General features: G+C 67.3%; 21 protein-coding genes. 11 read left to right on the top strand and 10 right to left on the bottom strand.

Annotated elements, in window-relative coordinates:
• Positions 1-25: 25 nt before the first annotated feature.
• The 5 genes from AC5P5V_RS12185 to frmR form a co-directional block, all read right to left on the bottom strand.
• Positions 26-1,471, bottom strand: a complete 1,446-nt coding sequence (locus AC5P5V_RS12185) for a GGDEF domain-containing protein (RefSeq protein WP_134968872.1) — start codon at positions 1,469-1,471, stop codon at positions 26-28.
• Between the two features lie 191 nt (positions 1,472-1,662).
• A complete protein-coding gene (gene fghA / locus AC5P5V_RS12190) occupies positions 1,663-2,493 on the bottom strand; it encodes an S-formylglutathione hydrolase (protein WP_134968873.1) in 831 nt (276 codons plus the stop codon).
• Positions 2,494-2,515: 22 nt separating this feature from the next.
• On the bottom strand, positions 2,516-2,863 hold the full coding sequence (locus AC5P5V_RS12195; protein ID WP_134968874.1) for a YqcC family protein: 348 nt from the start codon (positions 2,861-2,863) through the stop codon (positions 2,516-2,518).
• An 8-nt stretch (positions 2,864-2,871) separates the two neighbouring features.
• Entirely contained in the window at positions 2,872-3,981 is a 1,110-nt protein-coding gene (locus tag AC5P5V_RS12200) for an S-(hydroxymethyl)glutathione dehydrogenase/class III alcohol dehydrogenase (protein ID WP_134968875.1), read from the bottom strand.
• 59 nt (positions 3,982-4,040) lie between these two features.
• A complete protein-coding gene (gene frmR / locus AC5P5V_RS12205; RefSeq protein ID WP_005411009.1) occupies positions 4,041-4,316 on the bottom strand; it encodes a formaldehyde-responsive transcriptional repressor FrmR in 276 nt (91 codons plus the stop codon).
• Between the two features lie 187 nt (positions 4,317-4,503).
• On the opposite strand from frmR, the gene AC5P5V_RS12210 reads away from it, so the two are divergent.
• On the top strand, positions 4,504-4,923 hold the full coding sequence (locus AC5P5V_RS12210; RefSeq protein ID WP_134968876.1) for an Imm70 family immunity protein: 420 nt from the start codon (positions 4,504-4,506) through the stop codon (positions 4,921-4,923).
• Between the two features lie 10 nt (positions 4,924-4,933).
• On the opposite strand, the gene AC5P5V_RS12215 is transcribed toward AC5P5V_RS12210, so the two are convergent.
• Positions 4,934-5,839: a LysR family transcriptional regulator gene (locus tag AC5P5V_RS12215; RefSeq protein WP_061479599.1), complete on the bottom strand. Its 906-nt coding sequence runs from the start codon at positions 5,837-5,839 to the stop codon at positions 4,934-4,936.
• A 130-nt stretch (positions 5,840-5,969) separates the two neighbouring features.
• Between AC5P5V_RS12215 and AC5P5V_RS12220 the strand changes: the two genes are divergently transcribed.
• The gene (locus AC5P5V_RS12220) at positions 5,970-7,073 is read left to right on the top strand and encodes an alkene reductase (protein WP_134968877.1); all 1,104 of its coding nucleotides are present in this window, start codon (positions 5,970-5,972) and stop codon (positions 7,071-7,073) included.
• 49 nt (positions 7,074-7,122) lie between these two features.
• Here AC5P5V_RS12220 and AC5P5V_RS12225 read toward each other — a convergent pair whose 3' ends face one another.
• Positions 7,123-7,800 carry an SMI1/KNR4 family protein gene (locus tag AC5P5V_RS12225; protein WP_134968878.1) on the bottom strand — a complete coding sequence of 226 codons (678 nt, stop codon included), beginning with the start codon at positions 7,798-7,800 and terminating at the stop codon, positions 7,123-7,125.
• A 114-nt stretch (positions 7,801-7,914) separates the two neighbouring features.
• On the opposite strand from AC5P5V_RS12225, the gene AC5P5V_RS12230 reads away from it, so the two are divergent.
• Positions 7,915-8,331: a VOC family protein gene (locus AC5P5V_RS12230; protein ID WP_495215892.1), complete on the top strand. Its 417-nt coding sequence runs from the start codon at positions 7,915-7,917 to the stop codon at positions 8,329-8,331.
• A 126-nt stretch (positions 8,332-8,457) separates the two neighbouring features.
• Here AC5P5V_RS12230 and AC5P5V_RS12235 read toward each other — a convergent pair whose 3' ends face one another.
• Positions 8,458-9,342 carry a LysR family transcriptional regulator gene (locus AC5P5V_RS12235; protein WP_061479601.1) on the bottom strand — a complete coding sequence of 295 codons (885 nt, stop codon included), beginning with the start codon at positions 9,340-9,342 and terminating at the stop codon, positions 8,458-8,460.
• Positions 9,343-9,449: 107 nt separating this feature from the next.
• Between AC5P5V_RS12235 and AC5P5V_RS12240 the strand changes: the two genes are divergently transcribed.
• The gene (locus tag AC5P5V_RS12240) at positions 9,450-10,508 is read left to right on the top strand and encodes an NAD(P)-dependent alcohol dehydrogenase (RefSeq protein WP_061479602.1); all 1,059 of its coding nucleotides are present in this window, start codon (positions 9,450-9,452) and stop codon (positions 10,506-10,508) included.
• A gap of 92 nt (positions 10,509-10,600) precedes the next feature.
• Here the strand turns inward: AC5P5V_RS12240 and AC5P5V_RS12245 are convergent, their stop codons facing one another.
• Positions 10,601-11,965, bottom strand: a complete 1,365-nt coding sequence (locus tag AC5P5V_RS12245) for a glutamate--cysteine ligase (RefSeq protein WP_061479603.1) — start codon at positions 11,963-11,965, stop codon at positions 10,601-10,603.
• 152 nt (positions 11,966-12,117) lie between these two features.
• On the opposite strand from AC5P5V_RS12245, the gene AC5P5V_RS12250 reads away from it, so the two are divergent.
• The 3 genes from AC5P5V_RS12250 (at position 12,118) to AC5P5V_RS12260 (ending at position 15,226) form a co-directional block, all read left to right on the top strand.
• The gene (locus AC5P5V_RS12250) at positions 12,118-12,822 is read left to right on the top strand and encodes a VIT1/CCC1 transporter family protein (RefSeq protein WP_088497520.1); all 705 of its coding nucleotides are present in this window, start codon (positions 12,118-12,120) and stop codon (positions 12,820-12,822) included.
• Positions 12,819-13,643, top strand: a complete 825-nt coding sequence (locus AC5P5V_RS12255) for a helix-turn-helix transcriptional regulator (RefSeq protein ID WP_061479605.1) — start codon at positions 12,819-12,821, stop codon at positions 13,641-13,643. Before AC5P5V_RS12250 ends, AC5P5V_RS12255 begins: the two co-directional genes overlap by 4 nt.
• 608 nt (positions 13,644-14,251) lie before the next feature.
• A complete protein-coding gene (locus tag AC5P5V_RS12260; protein ID WP_134969190.1) occupies positions 14,252-15,226 on the top strand; it encodes an MBL fold metallo-hydrolase in 975 nt (324 codons plus the stop codon).
• Between the two features lie 99 nt (positions 15,227-15,325).
• On the opposite strand, the gene yihA is transcribed toward AC5P5V_RS12260, so the two are convergent.
• Positions 15,326-15,928: a ribosome biogenesis GTP-binding protein YihA/YsxC gene (yihA, locus tag AC5P5V_RS12265; RefSeq protein ID WP_049414655.1), complete on the bottom strand. Its 603-nt coding sequence runs from the start codon at positions 15,926-15,928 to the stop codon at positions 15,326-15,328.
• Between the two features lie 156 nt (positions 15,929-16,084).
• Between yihA and AC5P5V_RS12270 the strand changes: the two genes are divergently transcribed.
• From AC5P5V_RS12270 to AC5P5V_RS12285, 4 genes are all read left to right on the top strand, one after another.
• Complete coding sequence (locus AC5P5V_RS12270) at positions 16,085-16,885, top strand: c-type cytochrome (protein ID WP_134969191.1); 801 nt, start codon at positions 16,085-16,087, stop codon at positions 16,883-16,885.
• A gap of 106 nt (positions 16,886-16,991) precedes the next feature.
• The gene (locus AC5P5V_RS12275; RefSeq protein WP_134969192.1) at positions 16,992-17,642 is read left to right on the top strand and encodes a thiol:disulfide interchange protein DsbA/DsbL; all 651 of its coding nucleotides are present in this window, start codon (positions 16,992-16,994) and stop codon (positions 17,640-17,642) included.
• Positions 17,643-17,748: 106 nt separating this feature from the next.
• A complete protein-coding gene (locus AC5P5V_RS12280; protein ID WP_061479608.1) occupies positions 17,749-18,585 on the top strand; it encodes a thiol:disulfide interchange protein DsbA/DsbL in 837 nt (278 codons plus the stop codon).
• A gap of 53 nt (positions 18,586-18,638) precedes the next feature.
• Entirely contained in the window at positions 18,639-19,376 is a 738-nt protein-coding gene (locus AC5P5V_RS12285; RefSeq protein WP_172412138.1) for an endonuclease/exonuclease/phosphatase family protein, read from the top strand.
• The last annotated feature ends 104 nt before the right edge of the window (positions 19,377-19,480 follow it).

The raw sequence follows: 19,480 nt of genomic DNA on the forward strand, positions 1-19,480 counted from the left end.
GGCGGCACGCCATGGGCCGGTCCGCTCAACAGTCCATGGTGCCGTGCGCGTTGCCCTCGTCATCCAGCACGCGCGCATGCAGGACCACCCGGTTGCGGCCGGCACGCTTTGCGGCATACAGGCCGGCATCGGCATCGGCCAGCAGCTGGTCGGCACTGGCCAGCGCCGGTGGGTGCAGGTAGCCCACGCCGACGCTGATGCTGACCGGGCCTTCCGGCAATGGCAGCGCTTCGACCGCTTCACGCAGGCGCTCGGCCAGCGCCAGCACGCCCGACAGTGGGCTTCCAGGCACGATGACAGCGAATTCTTCACCGCCATAACGCGCAACGCTGTCACCGCCGCGACCTGCGACGCCCTTCAGCACCCCGGCCACCGCCTGCAGGCAACGATCACCGGCCGGATGGCCGTGCCGGTCGTTGAAGGCCTTGAAGTGGTCGATATCCACCAGCAGCAGGCCCAGCTCGGTGCCGCTGCGCCGTGCGCGATTCCACTCGGAGGTCAGCCGTGCGTCGAACTCGCGGCGGTTGGCCACGCCGGTCAGGCCGTCCTGACGGGCCAGCTGATCCAGCGCTGCCTGACGCTCCAGCAGATCGGTCTGCAGCAGGACGCTGCGCAGGCCGAAACCAAGGGTGGCTACGACGAAGCCCGCGACGGCCAACGGCCGCGCATGATCGACCACCAGCGTGCCGACCACCAGCAGCAGCAACGGCAGGATGATCGGACCGGCGGCCTGCACCGTCCTCGCCAGCCGCGGGTGTGCCGTGGTGCCTGTGTCCGGCGCCGTGTCCAGCGCCATGCAGGCGATCAGCAGAAAAGGGACGTCGATCAGCAGGTCGTTGAACGCACCGAATGCATCATCGGAGGTGTAGTGGTTGATGTAGTAGGCCACCAGCAGATAGGCCAGTGCGTACAACGCCAGTGCACGGAAGAACCTGCGCCGTTCGGGCACATCGCCGGCCAGCCATCGCACCACGGCGAACGCGGCGATACACAGGTTCTGGATGTCGAACATGCGCTGCATGTTGGACATGGCATGGGCGTCGACCTCGACACGGGCGGCGAACGATGCGGTGTGCGCGAAGAACAGCACACCCAGCAGCGCCGCCATCGCCGCGTCGATCAGGCTGATGCTCGGGCGCTCGCGGCGTGCCCGGGCCAGGATGAACACCAGCGGCACGCCATACAGCACGTACAACAACAGGCTGATGCGTGGGGTGAAGTCAGCCCGGCCGGCGCCCAGCGCATCCACCATGTTGAACGTCATGCCACCGGCCCACAGCAGCAGTGCCATCGCGGTAGAACGCCAGCCCAGAGCGGCGCGGTCACGTTGCGCCCGCACCAGGCACGCGGCGGCGGCCAGCAGCGGTGCGCCGGTCAGGAACAGGAAAGAGCCCACGCCCGCCGGGCTCGGCCAGAACGCCACGGCCAGCCCATGGCAGAGCACGTACAGCAGCGCCAGCACTACCGGCATGCATCCCCCCGATCCGCAAGGCCGTCTGAGCGCACGATAGCGCGCCGGCACGCCACAGCGGCGTGATCCACTGCGGCAAAACGACACTCCGCGTGCATCACCATGGTAGTGCCGGCCGCTGGCCGGCAATCCCAGGGAATTGCAGGGCTGCGGGTTGCCGGCGGCCAGCGGCCGGCACTACCGGAGAGCCCTCAGGCGTGCAGGGCGCGGGCGTGGTGGGCGATGTGCTCGCCGATGAAGCTGGCGATGAAATAGTAGCTGTGGTCGTAACCCGGCTGCAGGCGCAGGGTCAGCGGATGGCCGGCGGCCGCGCAGGCCTCCTGCAGGCGCTGCGGCTGCAGCTGGGTCTGCAGGAACTCGTCCGCCTCGCCCTGGTCGACCAGCAGCGGCAGGCGCTCGCTGGCCGCCTCCAGCAGCGCGCACGTATCCCACTGCGCCCAGTCGGTCGGGTTGTCGCCCAGATAAGCCGTGAACGCCTTCTGCCCCCACGGTACACGGCTGGGCGCGACGATCGGCGAGAATGCCGACACACTGCGATAGCGCCCCGGGTTGCGCAGCGCGATCACCAGCGCACCATGGCCGCCCATCGAATGGCCGCTGATCGCGCGTGCATCGGTCACCGCGAAGTTCGCCTCGATCAGCGCCGGCAGTTCCTGCGCCACGTAGTCGTGCATGCGGTAGTGCTTCGCCCACGGAGCACGGGTGGCATTGAGGTAGAAGCCTGCCCCCTTGCCCAGGTCGTAGCCTTCGGCATCGGCCACGTCATCACCGCGCGGGCTGGTATCCGGCGCGACGATGATCACACCGTGCTCGGCCGCATAGCGCTGCGCGCCGGCCTTGGTGATGAAATTCTGCTCGGTGCAGGTCAGGCCGCTCAGCCAATACAGCACCGGCAGCTTCTGCGTTTCCGCCTGCGGCGGCAGGTACACGGCGAACTGCATGTCGCAGCCCAGCGTGGTGGAATGGTGCCGGTAGACGTCCTGCCAGCCGCCGAAACAGGCGCGGTGTTCAATGCGTTCCATGGTGCTCTCCTGCGCGGCGGCGTCAGCCGTCACGTGTGTTGATCAACTCATCCAGCTGCGACAGCAGGCGCAGAAGCGATTCGACGCCAGGCTGGCCATCCAGATTGCGGTACGCCGCCACCGCCACGTCGCTGCGCGGTGGCCACTGGCCGTCGGCGCGGGCTTCGTGCAGGCGCGGCAGGAATACCTGCGCAAGCCACTGCTCGAACGGCATGCCATTGTCGCTGCCGAAGGCCGAAGTCACCGCACGCGGTGGCCCCACCTCGCCGTCGACCCAGCCTAGCGCACGCAACGCCTGCTCGATCGGGTCGACCAGCGCCGCGCGCGGATCTTCCGCACGCGGCCTGCGCAAGGCATCGAACCAGCCCACGCCGCGCCTCAGTAGTGGACCACCGAACGGATCGACTTGCCTTCATGCATCAGGTCGAAGGCGTCGTTGATCTTGTCCAGGTCCATGGTGTGAGTGACGAACGGGGCCAGTTCGATGTCGCCCTTCATCGCGTCCTCGACCATGCCCGGCAGCTGGCTGCGGCCCTTCACGCCACCGAAGGCAGTGCCCATCCACTTGCGACCGGTCACCAGCTGGAACGGGCGGGTGGAGATCTCCTGCCCGGCACCGGCCACGCCGATCACCACGCTCTGGCCCCAGCCACGGTGCGCGCATTCCAGCGCCGCGCGCATCACGTTGACGTTGCCGATGCACTCGAAGCTGTGGTCCACACCCCAGGTGGTCATTTCCACGATGACCTGCTGGATCGGCTTGTCGAAGTCCTTCGGGTTGATGCAGTCGGTGGCGCCGAATTCGCGCGCCAGTTCGAACTTGGACGGATTGGTGTCCACCGCGATGATGCGGCCGGCCTTGGCCTGGCGCGCACCCTGGATCACCGCCAGGCCGATGCCACCCAGGCCGAACACCGCCACGCTGTCGCCTTCCTGCACCTTGGCGGTGTTGTGCACCGCACCGATGCCGGTGGTGACGCCGCAGCCGAGCAGGCAGACATGCTCCGGGTTGGCGTCCGGATTGATCTTCGCCAGCGAGACTTCGGCAACAACGGTGTACTCGCTGAAGGTCGAGCAGCCCATGTAGTGATACAGCGGCTCGCCGTTGTAGCTGAAGCGGCTGGTGCCATCGGGCATCACGCCCTTGCCCTGGGTGGCGCGCACGGCCACGCACAGGTTGGTCTTGCCGCTCTTGCAGAACAGGCACTCGCCGCACTCGGCGGTATACAGCGGAATCACGTGGTCGCCCGGCTTGACGCTGGTCACGCCCTCGCCCACTTCCACCACGATGCCGGCGCCTTCATGGCCCAGCACCACCGGGAACAGGCCTTCCGGGTCATCGCCGGACAGGGTGAACGCGTCGGTGTGGCAGACACCGGTGTGGGTAATCTTCACCAGCACTTCGCCCTTCTTCGGCGGGGCGACGTCGATCTCGACGATCTGCAGCGGCTGGCCGGGACCAAAGGCGACGGCGGCACGGGACTTCATGGGTGGACTCTCCAGAGACAGGCAATGACAGGATGGGCGGCGCCATGTTGCGCCGTCGTTTACTTCAGGTACGAGCGGATCAACGCGCTCATGTCGCGCACGCGTTCGGCGCGTTGTTCGTCGGAGGCGGCGGGCTGGCCGAATTCCTCGCGCAGATGGGCCTCCATCACCTCGGACATCAGGCCGTTGACCGCGCCACGGATGGCGGCGATCTGCTGCAGCACCGGCCCGCAGTCGGCGCCAGCTTCCAGCGCGCGGTCAAGCGCATCGCACTGGCCGCGGATGCGGCGCACGCGGGCCAGGACCTTCTTCTTCTCTTCGGGGGAGTGCGGCATGGCGGGCCAGTTCGGAACTATACTGGGGGATAGTATACATGCGTATTGTCAAAGTGACGGAAATGGCATCTCCCGTCTCCGCAATAGTGCCGTTGAATCCTTTCATATCAATCAATTAGAGCAATTGCGCTTCTACCGTTAACGCATCGGGGCATGCTGTAGGATCGGCAGAATCAGGAACCAGGCAATGGGTGTTGGCATCCAACTCGGGCGCATCACCGATGAGATCGGCAGTGGCGCGTTTCTCTATGCCTTCTTCTCGACCATATCCGGCAACCTGGAGCCGAATGGCTGGGGAAGTCGATTCCCAATCCTCTTGAATCAGCTATACGCCGGCAGACTGCAGCAATCAGATGCTGCCGCCGCGCTGGCCGAACTACATAGGGTCCGCCGAGAGCTGGCCGAGCATGCGCCAGCCCGTGTCATATGGTCGTTCGAGGATAGAACCCAGCGTCCACCGTGGGGAGACGATATCGCTGGCGACATCGACAGCCTGGCGACCTACTTCGTCACCTCACATGGGCGCGATCTGATCGCGCTTCTGGCCGAGGTGTTTGAAGCACTTCAGGAAGGCGAAGACACGTCCGCCCGGATCATCAACTACTGATGCCCTACGCTCAATCAAACACGCCCTGAGCCGCCAACCGCGCCAGCTCATCCACCACGTAGCGCACCTTGGGCCGCAGGTGGCGGGTCGGTGGCCACAGCGCATGGATGTCGATATGCCGCTGCATGTGCGCATCCAGCACCGATTGCAGCGCCCCGGATTCCAGATGACGGCGTACCAGTGAAACGGGCATCTGGCAGATGCCCAGCCCAGCGATGGCCGCATCGATCACCGCGTCACCATCGTTGAGCTGATAGGTCGCATTCGGGATGAACGTTCCCTCGGCATCGTCCCTGCCGATCCGCCACGCCACCGGCTGGCCGTGGCGGAAACCAACGACGCTGCGGTGCTGCGCCAGATCCTCCACGGAGGCCGGCACGCCATGCGCCTGCAGGTACTCCGGCGATGCGCAGGTGACCAGTCGTTGGCGACCCAGCCGGCGCGCGACCAGATGCTCGGCCTGGTGCAATCCGCCGAAGCGGATCAGCAGGTCGATGCCCTCTTCGACCGGATCGACGAAGTGATCGGTGAAGGTCATCGTCAGTTGCAGGTCCGGGTATTGCCGGCACAGGCGCAGCAGCACCGGCAGTACCACCAGGCGCCCGAACGAGGATGGCATGTCGATGCGCAGCCGACCGCTGGGCAGGCCGGCCGACCCCAGGCAGGCCTCGGCGGCGGAGATTTCTTCCAGCGCCGCCGCACACGATGCGTAGTACGCCTCACCGTCGGTGGTCAGCGCGATGCGCCGCGTGGTGCGGTGGAACAGGCGCACGCCCAGCCGCGCTTCCAGCCGGGCGATGGCCTTGCCGACCGCCGAGCGTGAGATGCCCAGCGCGTCGGCAGCCTCGGTGAAGCTGCCTGAGCGGGCCGTGGTAACGAACGTGACCAGGCCATTCAATGATTCCAGCGGCAGCATCTATCGCGCTCCATTGGGGACAAATAGTCCCGCACTTGGGGAGATCGAAGCGCTTTATGCGCCTGCATGTCAACTCCATTCTGTGTGCATCGCGCCGCTGGCGCCTCCTCCCCGCATCAAGATGACCGACATGACCGCCGCCCTGTTCCGCCCCTTCGATCTGGCAGACATCGCCCTGCGCAACCGCATCGTGATGGCCCCGATGACCCGCGCCCGCAACCCCGGCGCGGTGGCCAATGAACTCACCGCGCAGTACTACCGGCAGCGCGCCAGCGCGGGCCTGATCATCAGTGAAGGCACCCCGGTCTCGCCGCAGGGCCAGGGTTACATTGACGTGCCGGGTATCTGGTCGGCCGAGCAGGTCGCCGGGTGGAAGCTCGTCACCGAGGCGGTGCATGCCGCACAGGGCACGATCTTCGCCCAGCTCTGGCACGTCGGCCGCATGTCGCATTACTCGCTGCAGCCCGACGGTGGTCAACCGGTAAGCGCCGGTACCCGGCCGGTCGCCAGCGCACCGAAGAACACCTCGTTCGTCTATCTGGACGACGGCAGCCGCGGCCACGCCGATCCCACCCCGGCACGTGCGCTGGCCACCGAAGAGATCCCCGGCATCGTCGACGACTTCGCGCGCGGCGCCGACAACGCCATCGCCGCCGGTTTCGATGGCATCGAACTGCATGCCGCCAACGGCTACCTGTTCGAACAGTTCCTCAACCCGCTCATCAACCAGCGCGAGGACCGCTATGGCGGCTCGCTGCCCAATCGTGCGCGCTTGATCCTGGAGACCGTCGATGCGATGACCCAGCGCATCGGTGCGCAGCGGATCGGCGTGCGCCTGGCGCCGAACAACCTCACCTTCGACATGCCGTTCTACCCCGACAACGAGGCCACCTACCTGTACCTGGCCGAGGAGCTGGGCAAGCGCGGCCTGGCCTATGTGCATCTCAACGACAACCTGCAGGCGGGCCAGTCGGTGCTGGGCGAGGTGTTCCTGCGGCAGTTCAAGCAGGCCTACGGCGGCACCGTCATCCTGGCAGGTGGCATGACCCGCGAACGCGCCCTGCAGCTGGTCGAAGCTGGCACCATCGACCTGGCCGCGTTTGGCCAGCCGTTCATCGCCAACCCGGATCTGGTCGAGCGCCTGCAGCGCAACGTCGCGCTGGCCACGCCGGACCGCAGCACCTATTACGGGGGCGGCGAGGCAGGCTACCTCGATTACCCGGCCGCAGGCTGATCCCGCACGGGGTCGGATCCCCGCCACAGGTGCGGCTCCGACCCTTGGTTCAAGCCTCCTCGCGCACGTAAGCGAACGACTCGTCCAACCGCTCGAAGCCGATCACTTCAACGACGATGGCCTGTGCGTCGTCTTCGCTGATGTTTCCTTCTTCAATATCGTCAACGCGGGCGAACAACCGCTGCAACGCCGCGAACTGGTCGCCGCGCAGGAACGACTGGTGGCTCTGCAGCCAGCGCTGCAGATTGCCGGCCAGCTCGCCGTGCGACAGCAGCGTATACGGCGCTTGGTAGTCGGCAACCGCTTCGACCATCTTGCGGAACAGGAAATCCTGGTAGTTGGCGGCCAGCACATCGGCACGATCATCGTCATGCCACACCAGCACGACGGGCGGCTCGGCAACACCGGGCGCGTTGCTCCAGAAGCAGTAGCTGTCGCCGCCGCCGGTCCGCGCAAACGGCAGGAGCTGCAGGTCGGGACGCAGGGGATTGTAATGATCCTCGGCGGTCAGCTCCTGCCACGCTTCGAGCAGCTCATCGTGTTCCAGTGGTTCGTATTCCTGCGCGTACAGCAGCACCGGCGGATCCGCCTGCAGCGTCGGGAACACCACCTCGGACCATTCCGAATGCGGACTGCCCCAGCTCAACCGACCCGCTGCATGCAACTGCTTGAACAGGGGCGGGAAGGCCTGGCCGGTGGCCTGTTCGATGTCGGATAGCGCGCTCATGGAAGTCCTTGTCGATAGAGGTCGCCCAGCTTGCCCGAATCCTCGCAGGAGATGAACCGGCAGCAACAGGTGGCGGGACTAGACTGCAATCACCGGATGCTGGAAATCACTGCCATGAACGCCACTGCCCGCAACTTCATCATCAACATCGCCGTGCCCGACCTGGCCGCCGCCGAAGCGTTCTACCTGGCCTCATTTGGATTGCGCATCGGTCGTCGGCTCGGTACCGGCGCGGTGGAACTGCTCGGTGGGCCAACACCGCTCTATCTGCTGCAGAACGAGGCTGGCAGCGCCGCCACCGAAGACGGCGACGTGCGTGACTACGAGCGCCACTGGACCCCGCTGCACCTGGACTGGGTGGTGGAGGACATCGATGCCGCGTTGATGCGTGCGGTCGCGGCCGGGGCGATGCTCGAGCAACCGGTGCGCGAGCGCCGCTGGGGCCGTATCGCCGTGCTGGCCGATCCGTTCGGGCACGGCTTCTGCCTGATCCAGTTCAGTGGCGAAGGCTACGACGCGCTGGTCGAATGAATTGCTGGCTGCGTCGCGGGCGCCAATCCACGCATGGCGCGGATCTACTGATCCGCTTCAAGCAACGCGTGGAGGTTGTCGTTCGGCAGTAGATCCACGCACGGCGTGGATGCAAACCACCGCACCTCACTCCCGCAACATATCCACGAACGCACGCAACGCACCGGGCATCTGCCGTTGCTTCGGGTAGTACAGCGCAAACCCGGCGAACGGTTCGCTCCAGTCTTCCAGCACCGCCACCATCTGCCCCGATTCGATATACGGCCGCGCGGTGTCTTCCAGCACGTAGGCCAGGCCGATGCCATCAAGCACCGCGCCGACCACGGTGCCCTGCTCGCTCAGCGTCAGCCGTCCGGGCACGTCGATTTCCAGCGCCTGCCCACCGCGCTCGAACTGCCACTTGTACAGATGCCCGCTGGCAAAGCGGAAGCGGATGCATTCATGCGCGGCCAGGTCGCGCGGATGCAGCGGCGCCGGATGCCGCCGCAGGTAATCCGGCGAGCCGACGATCAGCCCACGCAGCGGCGGCCCCATCGGCACCGCCACCATGTCCTCGGGCACGAACTCGTGCAGGCGCACGCCGGCGTCGTAGCCCTCGGCGACGATGTCGACCAGCCCATCATTTTCGGTCAGCTCGACGCGCACATCGGGGTGAGCGTGCAGGAAGCGCGCCAGCCGCGGCCGCAGCTGGGTCGCCACCGCCGCGCGGGTGGCGTTGATGCGCAGCAGGCCGGCCGGGGCGGCGCGGAAGTGGTTCATTTCTTCCAGCGCGTCATGCACCTGCCCCAGCGCCGGCTGCAAGCGCTCCAGCAGGCGCTGCCCGGCCTCGGTCAGGGCCACGCTGCGCGTGGTGCGGTGGAACAGGCCCACGCCCAGTCGTTCTTCCAGCGCGCGGATCGCATAGCTCACCGCCGAGGTCGACAGCGCCAGCTCGGCGCCAGCGCGGCGGAAGCTGCGGTGACGGGCGACTGCGGCGAACGCGGCCAGGTGAGAAAGGTTGTCAGTGGCCATGATTGTGCAGTTTCACTTGATGAATCATGCCGATATCCACGCTTCTTGCCATTGGGAACGCGGCGTATTGTAAAGCGCCTTTCGATAAACCCTGCCAAGGATTCCCCATGTCCCTCGCCCGTGGTTACGCCGCCCATTCCCATACCGCTCCGCTGGTCCCCTATGAGTTCGAACGCCGTGCGGTCGGTCCCGACGATGTGCGCATCGAGATCCTCTACAGCGGCATCTGCCACTCCGACCTGCACCAGGCCCGCGATGACTGGGGTGGCTCGATCTACCCGATGGTGCCGGGCCACGAGATCATCGGCCGCGTCACCGAGGTCGGCAGCAACGTCACCCGCTTCAAGGTCGGCGACCACGCCGGCGTGGGTTGCATGGTCGACTCCTGCCGCCACTGCGACGCCTGCCAGCACGACCTGGAGCAGTACTGCGCCGAGGGCGCGACCTGGACCTACAACGGCCGTGAACGCGAAAGCGGCGCACCGACCTACGGCGGCTATTCCGACCACGTGGTGGTAGAGCAGCGCTTCGTGGTGAAGGTCTCCGATACCCTCGACCTGAAGGCGGCCGCACCGCTGCTGTGCGCCGGGATTACCACGTGGTCGCCGCTGCGCCATTGGAAGGTCGGCCCGGGCCAGAAGGTCGGCGTGATCGGCCTCGGCGGCCTCGGCCACATGGGCGTGAAGTTCGCCAAGGCGCTCGGCGCGCACGTGGTGATGATCACCACCACCCCGGAAAAGGGCGCCGATGCCAAGCGCCTGGGCGCCGATGAGGTGCTGGTCTCGCGCGATGCGGCGCAGATGAAGGCGCACGCCGGCAGCTTCGACTTCCTGCTCAATACCATCCCGGTCAGCCATGACACCAATCCGTACATGGGCCTGCTCAAGCGCGAAGCCACCATGTGCCTGGTGGGCGTGCTGACCGAACTGGACCCGCCGCTGACCGGCGGCAGCGTGATCTTCGGCCGCAAGCACCTGACCGGCTCGGCGATCGGCGGCATGGCCGAAACCCAGGAAATGATGGACTTCTGTGCCGAGCACGGCATCGTCAGCGATGTGGAGATGATCGACATCAGGAACGTCAACGAAGCCTGGGAGCGCATGGCGAAGAACGATGTGCGCTACCGCTTCGTGATCGACATGGCGACGTTGAAGAACGCGGCCTGAGCCAAGACGGATCTGGAAATGAAAAACCCCGGCAATGCCGGGGTTTTTCTTTTGGGTAGTGCCGGCCGCTGGCCGGCAACCCCGCATGACGGTCAGTACGCGAACTCGCGGAACACCGGATCGACGTCACCATGCCAGCGGCCATGGAACAGCGCCAGCTTGCGCTCGGCCGGGGTCAGGCCGGATTCGACGATCTCCTGCAGCACGTCCAGGAACTTGCTCTCGTCCTGGCCATCGGCATTGCGCGCCGCACGGCGCTTGAGGCCTTCCACGGAAATCCTGACCGCTTCCCGGGCCAGGTCGCGCACCGTGCCGTTGCGGAACGGCAGGTTCATTGCATGCTTCGGCACGCCGTCACGCAGCGCATGGCGCTCGGCCAGGGTGAAGTCACGCACCAGGTCCCAGGCAGCGTCCAGCGCCGTGTCGTCGTACAGCAGGCCCACCCAGAACGCCGGCAGCGCACACAGGCGGCTCCACGGGCCACCATCGGCGCCGCGCATTTCCAGGTACTTCTTCAGGCGCACTTCCGGGAACGCGGTGGTCATGTGGTCCGACCAGTCGCGCAGGGTCGGCAACGCGCCCGGCAGCACCGGCAGCTTGCCCTGCATGAAGTCGCGGAAACTCTGCCCGCTGGCGTCGTGGTAGGTGCCGTCGCGATAGGAGAAGTACATCGGCACGTCGAGCAGGTAATCGACATAGCGCTCGTAGCCGAATCCATCCTCGAACACGAAGTCGAGCATGCCGGTGCGGTCGGCGTCGGTGTCGGTCCAGATGTGCGAGCGATAGCTCAGGTAGCCGTTCGGCTTGCCTTCGGTGAACGGCGAATCGGCGAACAGCGCGGTGGCGATCGGCTGCAGCGCCAGCGACACGCGGAACTTCTTCACCATGTCCGCTTCGGTGGCGTAGTCCAGGTTCACCTGCACCGTGCAGGTGCGGGTCATCATGTCCAGGCCCAGCGAACCGACCTTGGGCATGTACGAACGCATGATCTTGTAGCGGCCCTTCGGCATCCACGGCATTTCATCGCGCTTCCACTTCGGCTGGAAGCCCATGCCGAGGAAGCCCAGCTGCAGTTCGCCGGCCACCTGCGCCACTTCGTTGAGGTGGGTGCCGGTCTCCACGCAGGTCTGGTGGATGGTCTCCAGCGCCGCACCGGACAGCTCCAGCTGGCCGGCCGGTTCCAGCGTCACCGAGGCCCCATCGCGCAGCAGGGCGATGGTGCGGCCATTCTCCTGTACCGGCTCCCAGCCGAAGCGGACCAGGCCGTTGAGCAGTGCTTCGATGCCGCGCTCCCCCTCGAAGGTCGGCGGGCGCAGGTCATCCAGGCGGAACCCGAACTTCTCGTGCTCGGTGCCGATGCGCCACTGCGCGCGGGGCTTCTCGCCGGAGGCGATCACCTCCACCAGCTGCGAGCGGTCGGTAATGGGGGTATCGGCGACGTGGCTGGGGCTCGACAAGGGGAAGGCTCGCTGGACGGTGGCGGGGGATGTGGGGCTCGCGGCCTTCCATCGCAAGGGCGCACTATAGCGTGGCACCTCGTTGCGTCATGCGACGGTGACGGGTTTCAGCATCCTACCGACGCCCTCTTGACCCTCGTACACTCAACGTCATGAGCCGCCATTCACGACACCCCGAACTGCACCGCTCCGAGCGCGTCGGCTGGCTGCGTGCCGCCGTGCTGGGCGCCAATGATGGCATCGTCTCGGTGGCCGGCCTGGTGGTGGGCGTGGCCGCCGGCGGCGCCTCCGCTACCACCATCCTCGCCACCGGCGTGGCCGGCACCGTGGCCGGCGCGATGTCGATGGCCGCCGGCGAGTACGTCTCGGTACAGACCCAGGCCGACACCGAGGACGCAGACCTGGCAATGGAAAGGCGCGAGCTGCGCGAAAATCCGCACAGCGAGCTGGAGGAGCTGGCTTCGATCTACCGCCACCGCGGCCTGGAGCCTGCGCTGGCACGGCAGGTGGCCGAACAGCTCACCGCCCATGATGCGCTGGGTGCCCACGCCCGCGACGAACTGGGCATCACCGATACCCTGCGCGCCCGCCCGCTGCAGGCAGCGCTGGCCTCGGCCGGTGCGTTCACCTGCGGCGCGGCGCTCCCGGTGCTGACCGCCCTGCTCGCGCCGGTCGACAGGGTCGCACTGATGACCACGGCCAGTACCCTGCTCGGCCTGTGCCTGACCGGCGCAGTGGCGGCCAGGGCCGGCGGCGCACCGCCGGTTCGCGGCGCGATCCGGGTGATGTTCTGGGGCGCATTGGCGATGGCCGCGGCGGCCGGCGTCGGTCGCCTGTTCGGTGCCCACGTGTCATGACCGCCATGCTGCCACCGGCCACCGCACTGCTGGCCGAGATGGCCAGCCTGGCCGGCTGCGCACGCGCCGAAGGTTATGCGTGCATCACCGCTCGGCGCGAACATGGCGCCAGCTCGGTGGAGATTCCACAACCACAGTTCGCGATCCTGCTGGAAGGCCGCAAGCAGGTGCGTACCGCGCACCAGTCGCTGGAGTTCATCCCCGGCGACATCCTGCTGCTGACCCAGCGCTGCCGCATCGATGTGGTCAACACCCCCGACCCACGCAGTGGGCGCTACCTCAGCGCCATCGTGCCGCTGTGTGCCGAAGTGCTGGCGGCCGCACGTACGCTGTGGAGCGGGGAGCTTCCCGCCGCCGGTCATGCGATGGCGCGACTGCCGTTGATCGATCATGGCGTGGTGCTGCGCCAGTGGCGGCAATCGCTGCAGGACGGCCGTTACAGCGAAGCGCGGCTGGCCCTGGCCTCGTTGGTACTGACCCTGTGCCGGCAGGGCCACGGCAACCTGCTGCTGCCGCAGGCGCCGAGTCTGGGCGAACAGATCCGCGACCGCATCGCCGCCGAGCCGGCTCGCGACTGGCAATCGCGTGATGTGGAAGCGCTGTTCGCGCTGAGCGGCGCGACCCTGCGCCGTCGGCTCGCCGCCGAGGACACCAGCCTGCGCCAGCTGCTCACCGAGGCCCGGCTGGCGCATGGCATGCAGTTGCTCTACACCACCGACCTGCCGCTGAAGACCGTAGCCGCACGCGCGGGCTACCGGTCTGCGGCCAGCTTCAGCAAACGCTTTGCCGAGCAGTACGGGCTGGCTCCCACAGACATTTGAGGGGGTTCGGCAGGGCTTGCAGCCCTGCACCTGCAGAGGCAACGGCAACGGCCGAAGCAACAGCAACACCGGGCTATCCGTGGGATGGCAGGGCGGTGCCGGAGTGCGGGGACGCCGCAAGTACGTCCCTGTAGGCTTGGCAGCCGCATCCATGCGGCTGACACCCCGCACTCCGACACCGCCCCACCTTCGACAGGTTCACTCGGCTGTTGGTAGGTGTCGACCTTGGTCGACACATCTGTCAGATATCGAATGAAACTCTGGGGTCAGATCCGTTTTCCTGCGGAAAACGGATCTGACCCCAAGAGCATCTCCAACAGTTCGCGGAAAACTGTCGAAGGCGGGGTGGGTCCGGTTGCGGGGGCGTGAGCGCCATGGATGGCGCGACCGAGCCTACAGGGACGTATTTACGGCGTCCCCCGCAACCGGACCCGCCCCGCCATCCCACGGATAGCCCGCTGTTACTGTTGCTGTTGCCTCTGCGGGTGCAGGGCGCAGCCCTGCCCCACCCTTCCCTGAGCATTCCACGTAGTGGTTTGAGCGCCGCGCACACGCCGGCCACGGCACGCTAAGCCAACGGAACCACCCGTCATCCACCGAGAACCGCCATGACCCTGCGTTACCTGCCCCTGCGCACCGCCCTGCTGCTTGCCCTGTCCGCCCTGCCACTGGCCGCGCTGGCCGAAGCCACCTCGCCCGCGCCCACCCAGCAGGTGCCCGGCGTCTACCACCAGCGCGTCGGTGCGCTGCAGGTCACCGCCCTGTTCGACGGCGTGGTCGCGCTGGGCCGGCAGGAAGTGGTCGACGTGCCGCCGACACTGGTCAGCCGCCTGTTGGAAGGCCGCTACGTGCCCGAAGACAAGAAGGGCCTGCAGACCGCGATCAACGCCTTCCTGGTGCGCCAGGGCAACCACCTGACCCTGGTCGATACCGGCACCGCGCAGTGCTTCGGCCCCGGCCTGGGCCAGGTGCTGGGCAACCTGCGCGCCTCCGGCGTGGACCCGGCCGAGGTGGACGAGGTGCTGCTGACCCACGCCCATCCGGACCACCTGTGCGGGGTGCTCGATGCGCAGGGCAAGCCGGCCTACCCGAATGCCACGGTGTGGCTGTCCAGGGCCGATGCCGACTACTGGCTCAACCCGGCCAGCGAGGCTTCTGCGCCGAAGGGTGTGCGCTTCGCCTTCCCGCTGGCGCGCAACGCGGTGGCGCCGTACCAGGCCAGTGGCCACCTGCGCACGTTCAACCCCGGCGATGCCCTGCCCGGCGGCGCGGTGGCGATGGACACCCATGGCCACACCCCCGGCCACGTCTCCTACCGGTTCGACAGCCAGGGCCAGTCACTGCTGGTGTGGGGCGACGTGCTGCACTTCCATGCGGTGCAGTTCGCGCACCCGGAGGCCGCGTTCGAGGCCGATTCGGACCGCAAGGCGGCCATCGCCAGCCGTCGCGGGCTGCTGCAGCAGGCCACCGCCAACGGCTGGTGGGTGGCCGGTGCGCACCTGCCGTTCCCCGGCCTGGGCCACGTCCGCAGCGAAGGCCAGGCCTACGCTTGGGTGCCGGCGGAGTATTCGCCGTTGAAATGACCTCGTGTAGCGCCGAGCCCATGCTCGGCTACCACGCGCAGCGTGCCGGGATTCCACAGCCGAGCATAGGCTCGGCTCTACAGGAAGGCAGGGAAGGCCTTATTCCAGCCCCAGCCAGCCGCCGATCACGGCGCGGGCTTCGTCCACGCCGGTACGGTCTTCGCCGGAGAACACCTGCACGCTGACGCTGTCACCGTAGGCCGATTGCAGCTCCTTGCGCACCTTCTGCAGGGACTGCATCTGCTGGCTGCGGCTGAGCTTGTCGGCCTTGGTCAGCAGGGCGTGCGCCGGCAGGCCGCGCTGCACGGCATAGGACAGCATCTGCCGGTCGTAGTCCTTCAGCGGATGACGGATGTCCATCACCACCACCAGCCCCTTCAGGGCCTCGCGGGTGCGGAAGTACTTGTCGATGAAGGCCTGCCAGTGCGCCTGCAGGTCCAGCGGCACCTTGGCGTAGCCGTAACCGGGCAGGTCGACCAGATGCGCCTCCGGGGTGACCTGGAAGAACACCAGCTGCTGGGTACGGCCGGGGGTCTTGGAGACACGCGCCAGGGCGTTCTGGCGGGTCAGCGCGTTGAGCGCACTGGACTTGCCGGCGTTGGAGCGGCCGGCGAAGGCCACTTCGGCCCCTTCGTCGGGCGGCAGCTGCCGCACGTTGTGGGCCGAAAGGTGGTAACGGGCGCGTTCGATGAGCAATGACATGTGCCTAGGATCGCATGTTGCGGCGCCGCGCGCCCGTGCCGGCGGCCTTTGCGGGCATTTTGCTGCACTGCTGCGTTGACCGTGCGCGGAAACGGCGTTGATAATCCGAACGATGCCGGCGGCCACCGCCCGGCCCGGTCCATACGGAGCTTCAGCATGCGCCACGCTCGCGTTCTTGCCGTATCCGCCCTTGCCACTGCTGTAGTCGTTGCCGCTGCTGCGTTCGCGCAGACCACGTTGACCCCGCTGCCCGACAATGGGCCGATCAACACCGCCTCGCTGGAGGTGGATTTCAGCAAGACCCACTGGGGCGATGCCAAGGCCGGCCAGGCCAAGGCCTCGGCCTGCGCGGCCTGTCATGGCGTCGACGGCAATTCCACGGTGGAGATGTATCCGTCCATTGCCGGCCAGAGCGAGCGCTACGTGGCCCAGCAGATGGCCCTGATCGCCAATGGCCAGCGCAGTTCCGGCGCGGCAGTGGCGATGGTGCCGTTCGTGCAGAACCTCACCCCGCAGGACATGCGTGATATCGGCGCCTACTTCGCCACGCAGAATGCCAACGCCGGCATCGCCGATGACACGGCGGTCACCGAGGGCCCCTACAAGGGCATGAAGTTCTACGAGATCGGCCAGCAGCTGTACCGCGGCGGCGATGCCAAGCGTGGCCTGCCGGCCTGCATGGCCTGCCATGGCCCCAGCGGTGCCGGCAATCCCGGCCCGGCCTATCCGCATCTCGGTGGCCAGCACGCCAGCTATGTCGCGCGCCGCCTGCAGGAGTACCAGGCCGGCCAGACCAACGAGACCGACAAGGCGCACTTCCAGATCATGGCCACGGTCGCGCAGAAGCTCAGCGAGCAGGAGGTGCAGGCGCTGTCGAGCTACCTGCAGGGCCTGCACAACAAGGCCGACGATGTGGCCACCACGGCCACGCCAACACAACCGGCTGCCGCCCCCTGACCACCACTGGTCGGCCCGGGCCGCGACGCCGGCCCACGGCTGCGGTATGTTTCCTTCACGCCGGCGGCTGCGCCGGCGTTGCTTTTTTCAACGGAGATGCGTGTCGATGAGGTTGATTTCCCGCCTGCTGTTGTCCTTGCTGGTGCTGCTGCCGCTGGCAGCCTGCGCCGCCCCCCCCGCCAATGTCCCGCTGGTCGAGGGCAAAGACTACGAGCGCATCGCCCAGCCGGGCCCGTTCCAGCCGCTGGCCGGCAAGATCGAGGTGGTCGAAGTCTTCGGCTACACCTGCCCGCACTGCGCCCATTTCGAACCGCAGCTGGAAGCCTGGGCGGCCAAGCTGCCGGCCGACGTGCGCTTCACCCCGGTCCCGGCGGCCTTCGGCGGTGCCTGGGATGCCTGGGCCCTGGCCTACTACGCCGCCGACGAAGTCGGCGTGGCCAAGCGCAGCCATGCCGCCGTGTTCAAGGCCCTGCACGAGCAGGGGTCGCTGCCGATGCAGAACGTCTCGGCCGATGAGCTCGCCACCTTCTACAAGGCCTACGGCGTGACGCCGGACCGCTACATCCAGGCCCTGCGCGGCGATGCCGTGCAGAAGAAGGTCGACGCCGCGCGCGCGTTCGCCCAGCGCACCAAGATTCCGGGCACCCCGGCCATCATCATCAACGGCCAGTACCTGGTGCGCGGCAACAGCTTCGACGACCAGCTGCGCATTGCCTCGGCGCTGATCGCGCAGGCGCGCGCCGCCCGCGGCCGCTGAACCAACACCCACCACCGACACGGCGTCGCCGCCGCCGCATGTCATCATTTCCCCTTGGCCGGCGCCTGCCGCCGGCCCCACCTTTCCAGATGCTGGAGACGTTTCCATGAAGATCCGTTACGCCCTCGCCCTCGCAGCGCTGCTGCCGATCCTGGCCGCCTGCAAGGCCGACGACGGCAGCACCAACACCACCGCAGCCCCGGCCGAACCGGCAGCCACCCCGGCAGCCAGCACCGAACCGGCTGCTGCGCCGGCAGCGGGCAGCGAAGGCGCCGCGCCGGCTGCCGCTGAAGGCGAGAAGGCCCCGGCCGAAGCGGCGCCGGCCGCCGCACCGGCCCCGACCACCGCCGCACTGACCGGCCCGGCTCCGGTGGAAGGTGCCGACTACCAGGTGATCCCGAACGGCCAGCCGTTCCAGCCGGCCGCCGGCAAGATCGAAGTGACCGAGATCTTCGGCTACGTCTGCCCGGCCTGCGCCGCGTTCCAGCCGCTGGTCGGCCCGTGGAAGGCTGGCCTGCCCAGCGACGTGAACTTCGTCTACGTGCCGGCCATGTTCGGCGGCACCTGGGATGACTACGCGCGTGCCTTCTACGCCGCGCAGACCCTGGGCGTGCAGGAGAAGACCCACGAAGCGCTGTACGCCGCCATCCACTCGCAGAAGACCCTGAAGGGCGAGCGCGGCCGTGACTCGGTGGAAGACATCGCCAAGTTCTACGCCGCCTACGGCGTCGATCCGAAGCAGTTCGCGGCCACCATGGGCAGCTTCGCGGTGAATGCCAAGACCAACTCGGCCAAGCAGTTCGCCCAGCGCAGCCAGATCAGCGGCACCCCGTCGATCATCGTCAACGGCAAGTACCTGGTGAAGGGCAAGAGCTTCCCGGACATGCTGCGCATCGCCGATCACCTGATCGCCCGCGAACGCGGTGCGGCCCAGGCTCACTGATCCAAGAGAAGCATTTCCCGGCCGTGAATTCCCCCCGTACACGGACCCTGCGCTTGCTGACGGCCAACATCCAGGCCGGCTCAAGTACCCGCCGTTACAGCGACTATGTGACCCGCAGCTGGTCACATGCGCTGCCGGCGGGTCGCAAGCGCAGCAGCCTGGACGCGATCGCCACCTTGGCGCGCGAACATGACATCGTCGGCCTGCAGGAGGCCGACCCGGGCAGCCTGCGCTCGGGCTTCACCAACCAGACCCATTACCTGGCCCAGCGCGCCGGCTTCAACTACTGGAGCCACCAGCCAAACCGGCGCATGGGCGGGGTCGCCTCCAGCGCCAATGGCCTGCTGAGCAAGCTCGAACCGGTGGAAGTGCAGGACCACGCCCTGCCCGGCCGCATCGGCGGGCGCGGCGTGCTGCTGGCCAAGTTCGGCGACGGTACCGACGGCCTGGCGGTGGCGGTGGCGCATCTGTCATTGGGCGCGGGATCGCGGATGTCGCAGCTGGGCTTCATCGCCGAACTGCTGTCCGACCATCCCAACGCGGTGCTGATGGGCGACTTCAACTGCCTGGCAGAACGCCCGGAAATGCAGGTGCTGTACCAGAAGACCCGGCTGCAGCCGCCCGGCTGCATCGTGCCGACCTTCCCCAGCTGGCGCCCCGACCGCGCCATCGACCACATCCTGGTCAGCAGTGGCCTGCAGACCCGCACCGTGGAAGCCATACCGGCCGCGTTCTCCGATCACCTCGCCCTGGCGATGCAGATCGACGTCCCGGCCGACGCCCTGCGCTGAACCGCCCCCCTGGTAGGTGCGGACCGTTGGTCCGCACGCTTCGCGCCGGCCGCCGCCTGGCGCCCCCTAAATCAGGGCATGAACGACTTAATCCCCTCCGTCCC

This window comes from Stenotrophomonas sp. YJH_SMC_130 (genome assembly GCF_059369035.1).

What these genes read in the sequence shown, in the direction of transcription:
- AC5P5V_RS12185 (WP_134968872.1), bottom strand. Translation starts at nt 1,471, where the DNA reads ATGCCGGTAGTGCTGGCGCTGCTGTACGTGCTCTGCCATGGGCTGGCC.
- fghA (WP_134968873.1), bottom strand. Translation starts at nt 2,493, where the DNA reads ATGGAACGCATTGAACACCGCGCCTGTTTCGGCGGCTGGCAGGACGTC.
- AC5P5V_RS12200 (WP_134968875.1), bottom strand. Translation starts at nt 3,981, where the DNA reads ATGAAGTCCCGTGCCGCCGTCGCCTTTGGTCCCGGCCAGCCGCTGCAG.
- frmR (WP_005411009.1), bottom strand. Translation starts at nt 4,316, where the DNA reads ATGCCGCACTCCCCCGAAGAGAAGAAGAAGGTCCTGGCCCGCGTGCGC.
- AC5P5V_RS12210 (WP_134968876.1), top strand. Translation starts at nt 4,504, where the DNA reads ATGGGTGTTGGCATCCAACTCGGGCGCATCACCGATGAGATCGGCAGT.
- AC5P5V_RS12215 (WP_061479599.1), bottom strand. Translation starts at nt 5,839, where the DNA reads ATGCTGCCGCTGGAATCATTGAATGGCCTGGTCACGTTCGTTACCACG.
- AC5P5V_RS12220 (WP_134968877.1), top strand. Translation starts at nt 5,970, where the DNA reads ATGACCGCCGCCCTGTTCCGCCCCTTCGATCTGGCAGACATCGCCCTG.
- AC5P5V_RS12225 (WP_134968878.1), bottom strand. Translation starts at nt 7,800, where the DNA reads ATGAGCGCGCTATCCGACATCGAACAGGCCACCGGCCAGGCCTTCCCG.
- AC5P5V_RS12230 (WP_495215892.1), top strand. Translation starts at nt 7,915, where the DNA reads ATGAACGCCACTGCCCGCAACTTCATCATCAACATCGCCGTGCCCGAC.
- AC5P5V_RS12235 (WP_061479601.1), bottom strand. Translation starts at nt 9,342, where the DNA reads ATGGCCACTGACAACCTTTCTCACCTGGCCGCGTTCGCCGCAGTCGCC.
- AC5P5V_RS12240 (WP_061479602.1), top strand. Translation starts at nt 9,450, where the DNA reads ATGTCCCTCGCCCGTGGTTACGCCGCCCATTCCCATACCGCTCCGCTG.
- AC5P5V_RS12250 (WP_088497520.1), top strand. Translation starts at nt 12,118, where the DNA reads ATGAGCCGCCATTCACGACACCCCGAACTGCACCGCTCCGAGCGCGTC.
- AC5P5V_RS12255 (WP_061479605.1), top strand. Translation starts at nt 12,819, where the DNA reads ATGACCGCCATGCTGCCACCGGCCACCGCACTGCTGGCCGAGATGGCC.
- AC5P5V_RS12260 (WP_134969190.1), top strand. Translation starts at nt 14,252, where the DNA reads ATGACCCTGCGTTACCTGCCCCTGCGCACCGCCCTGCTGCTTGCCCTG.
- yihA (WP_049414655.1), bottom strand. Translation starts at nt 15,928, where the DNA reads ATGTCATTGCTCATCGAACGCGCCCGTTACCACCTTTCGGCCCACAAC.
- AC5P5V_RS12270 (WP_134969191.1), top strand. Translation starts at nt 16,085, where the DNA reads ATGCGCCACGCTCGCGTTCTTGCCGTATCCGCCCTTGCCACTGCTGTA.
- AC5P5V_RS12275 (WP_134969192.1), top strand. Translation starts at nt 16,992, where the DNA reads ATGAGGTTGATTTCCCGCCTGCTGTTGTCCTTGCTGGTGCTGCTGCCG.
- AC5P5V_RS12280 (WP_061479608.1), top strand. Translation starts at nt 17,749, where the DNA reads ATGAAGATCCGTTACGCCCTCGCCCTCGCAGCGCTGCTGCCGATCCTG.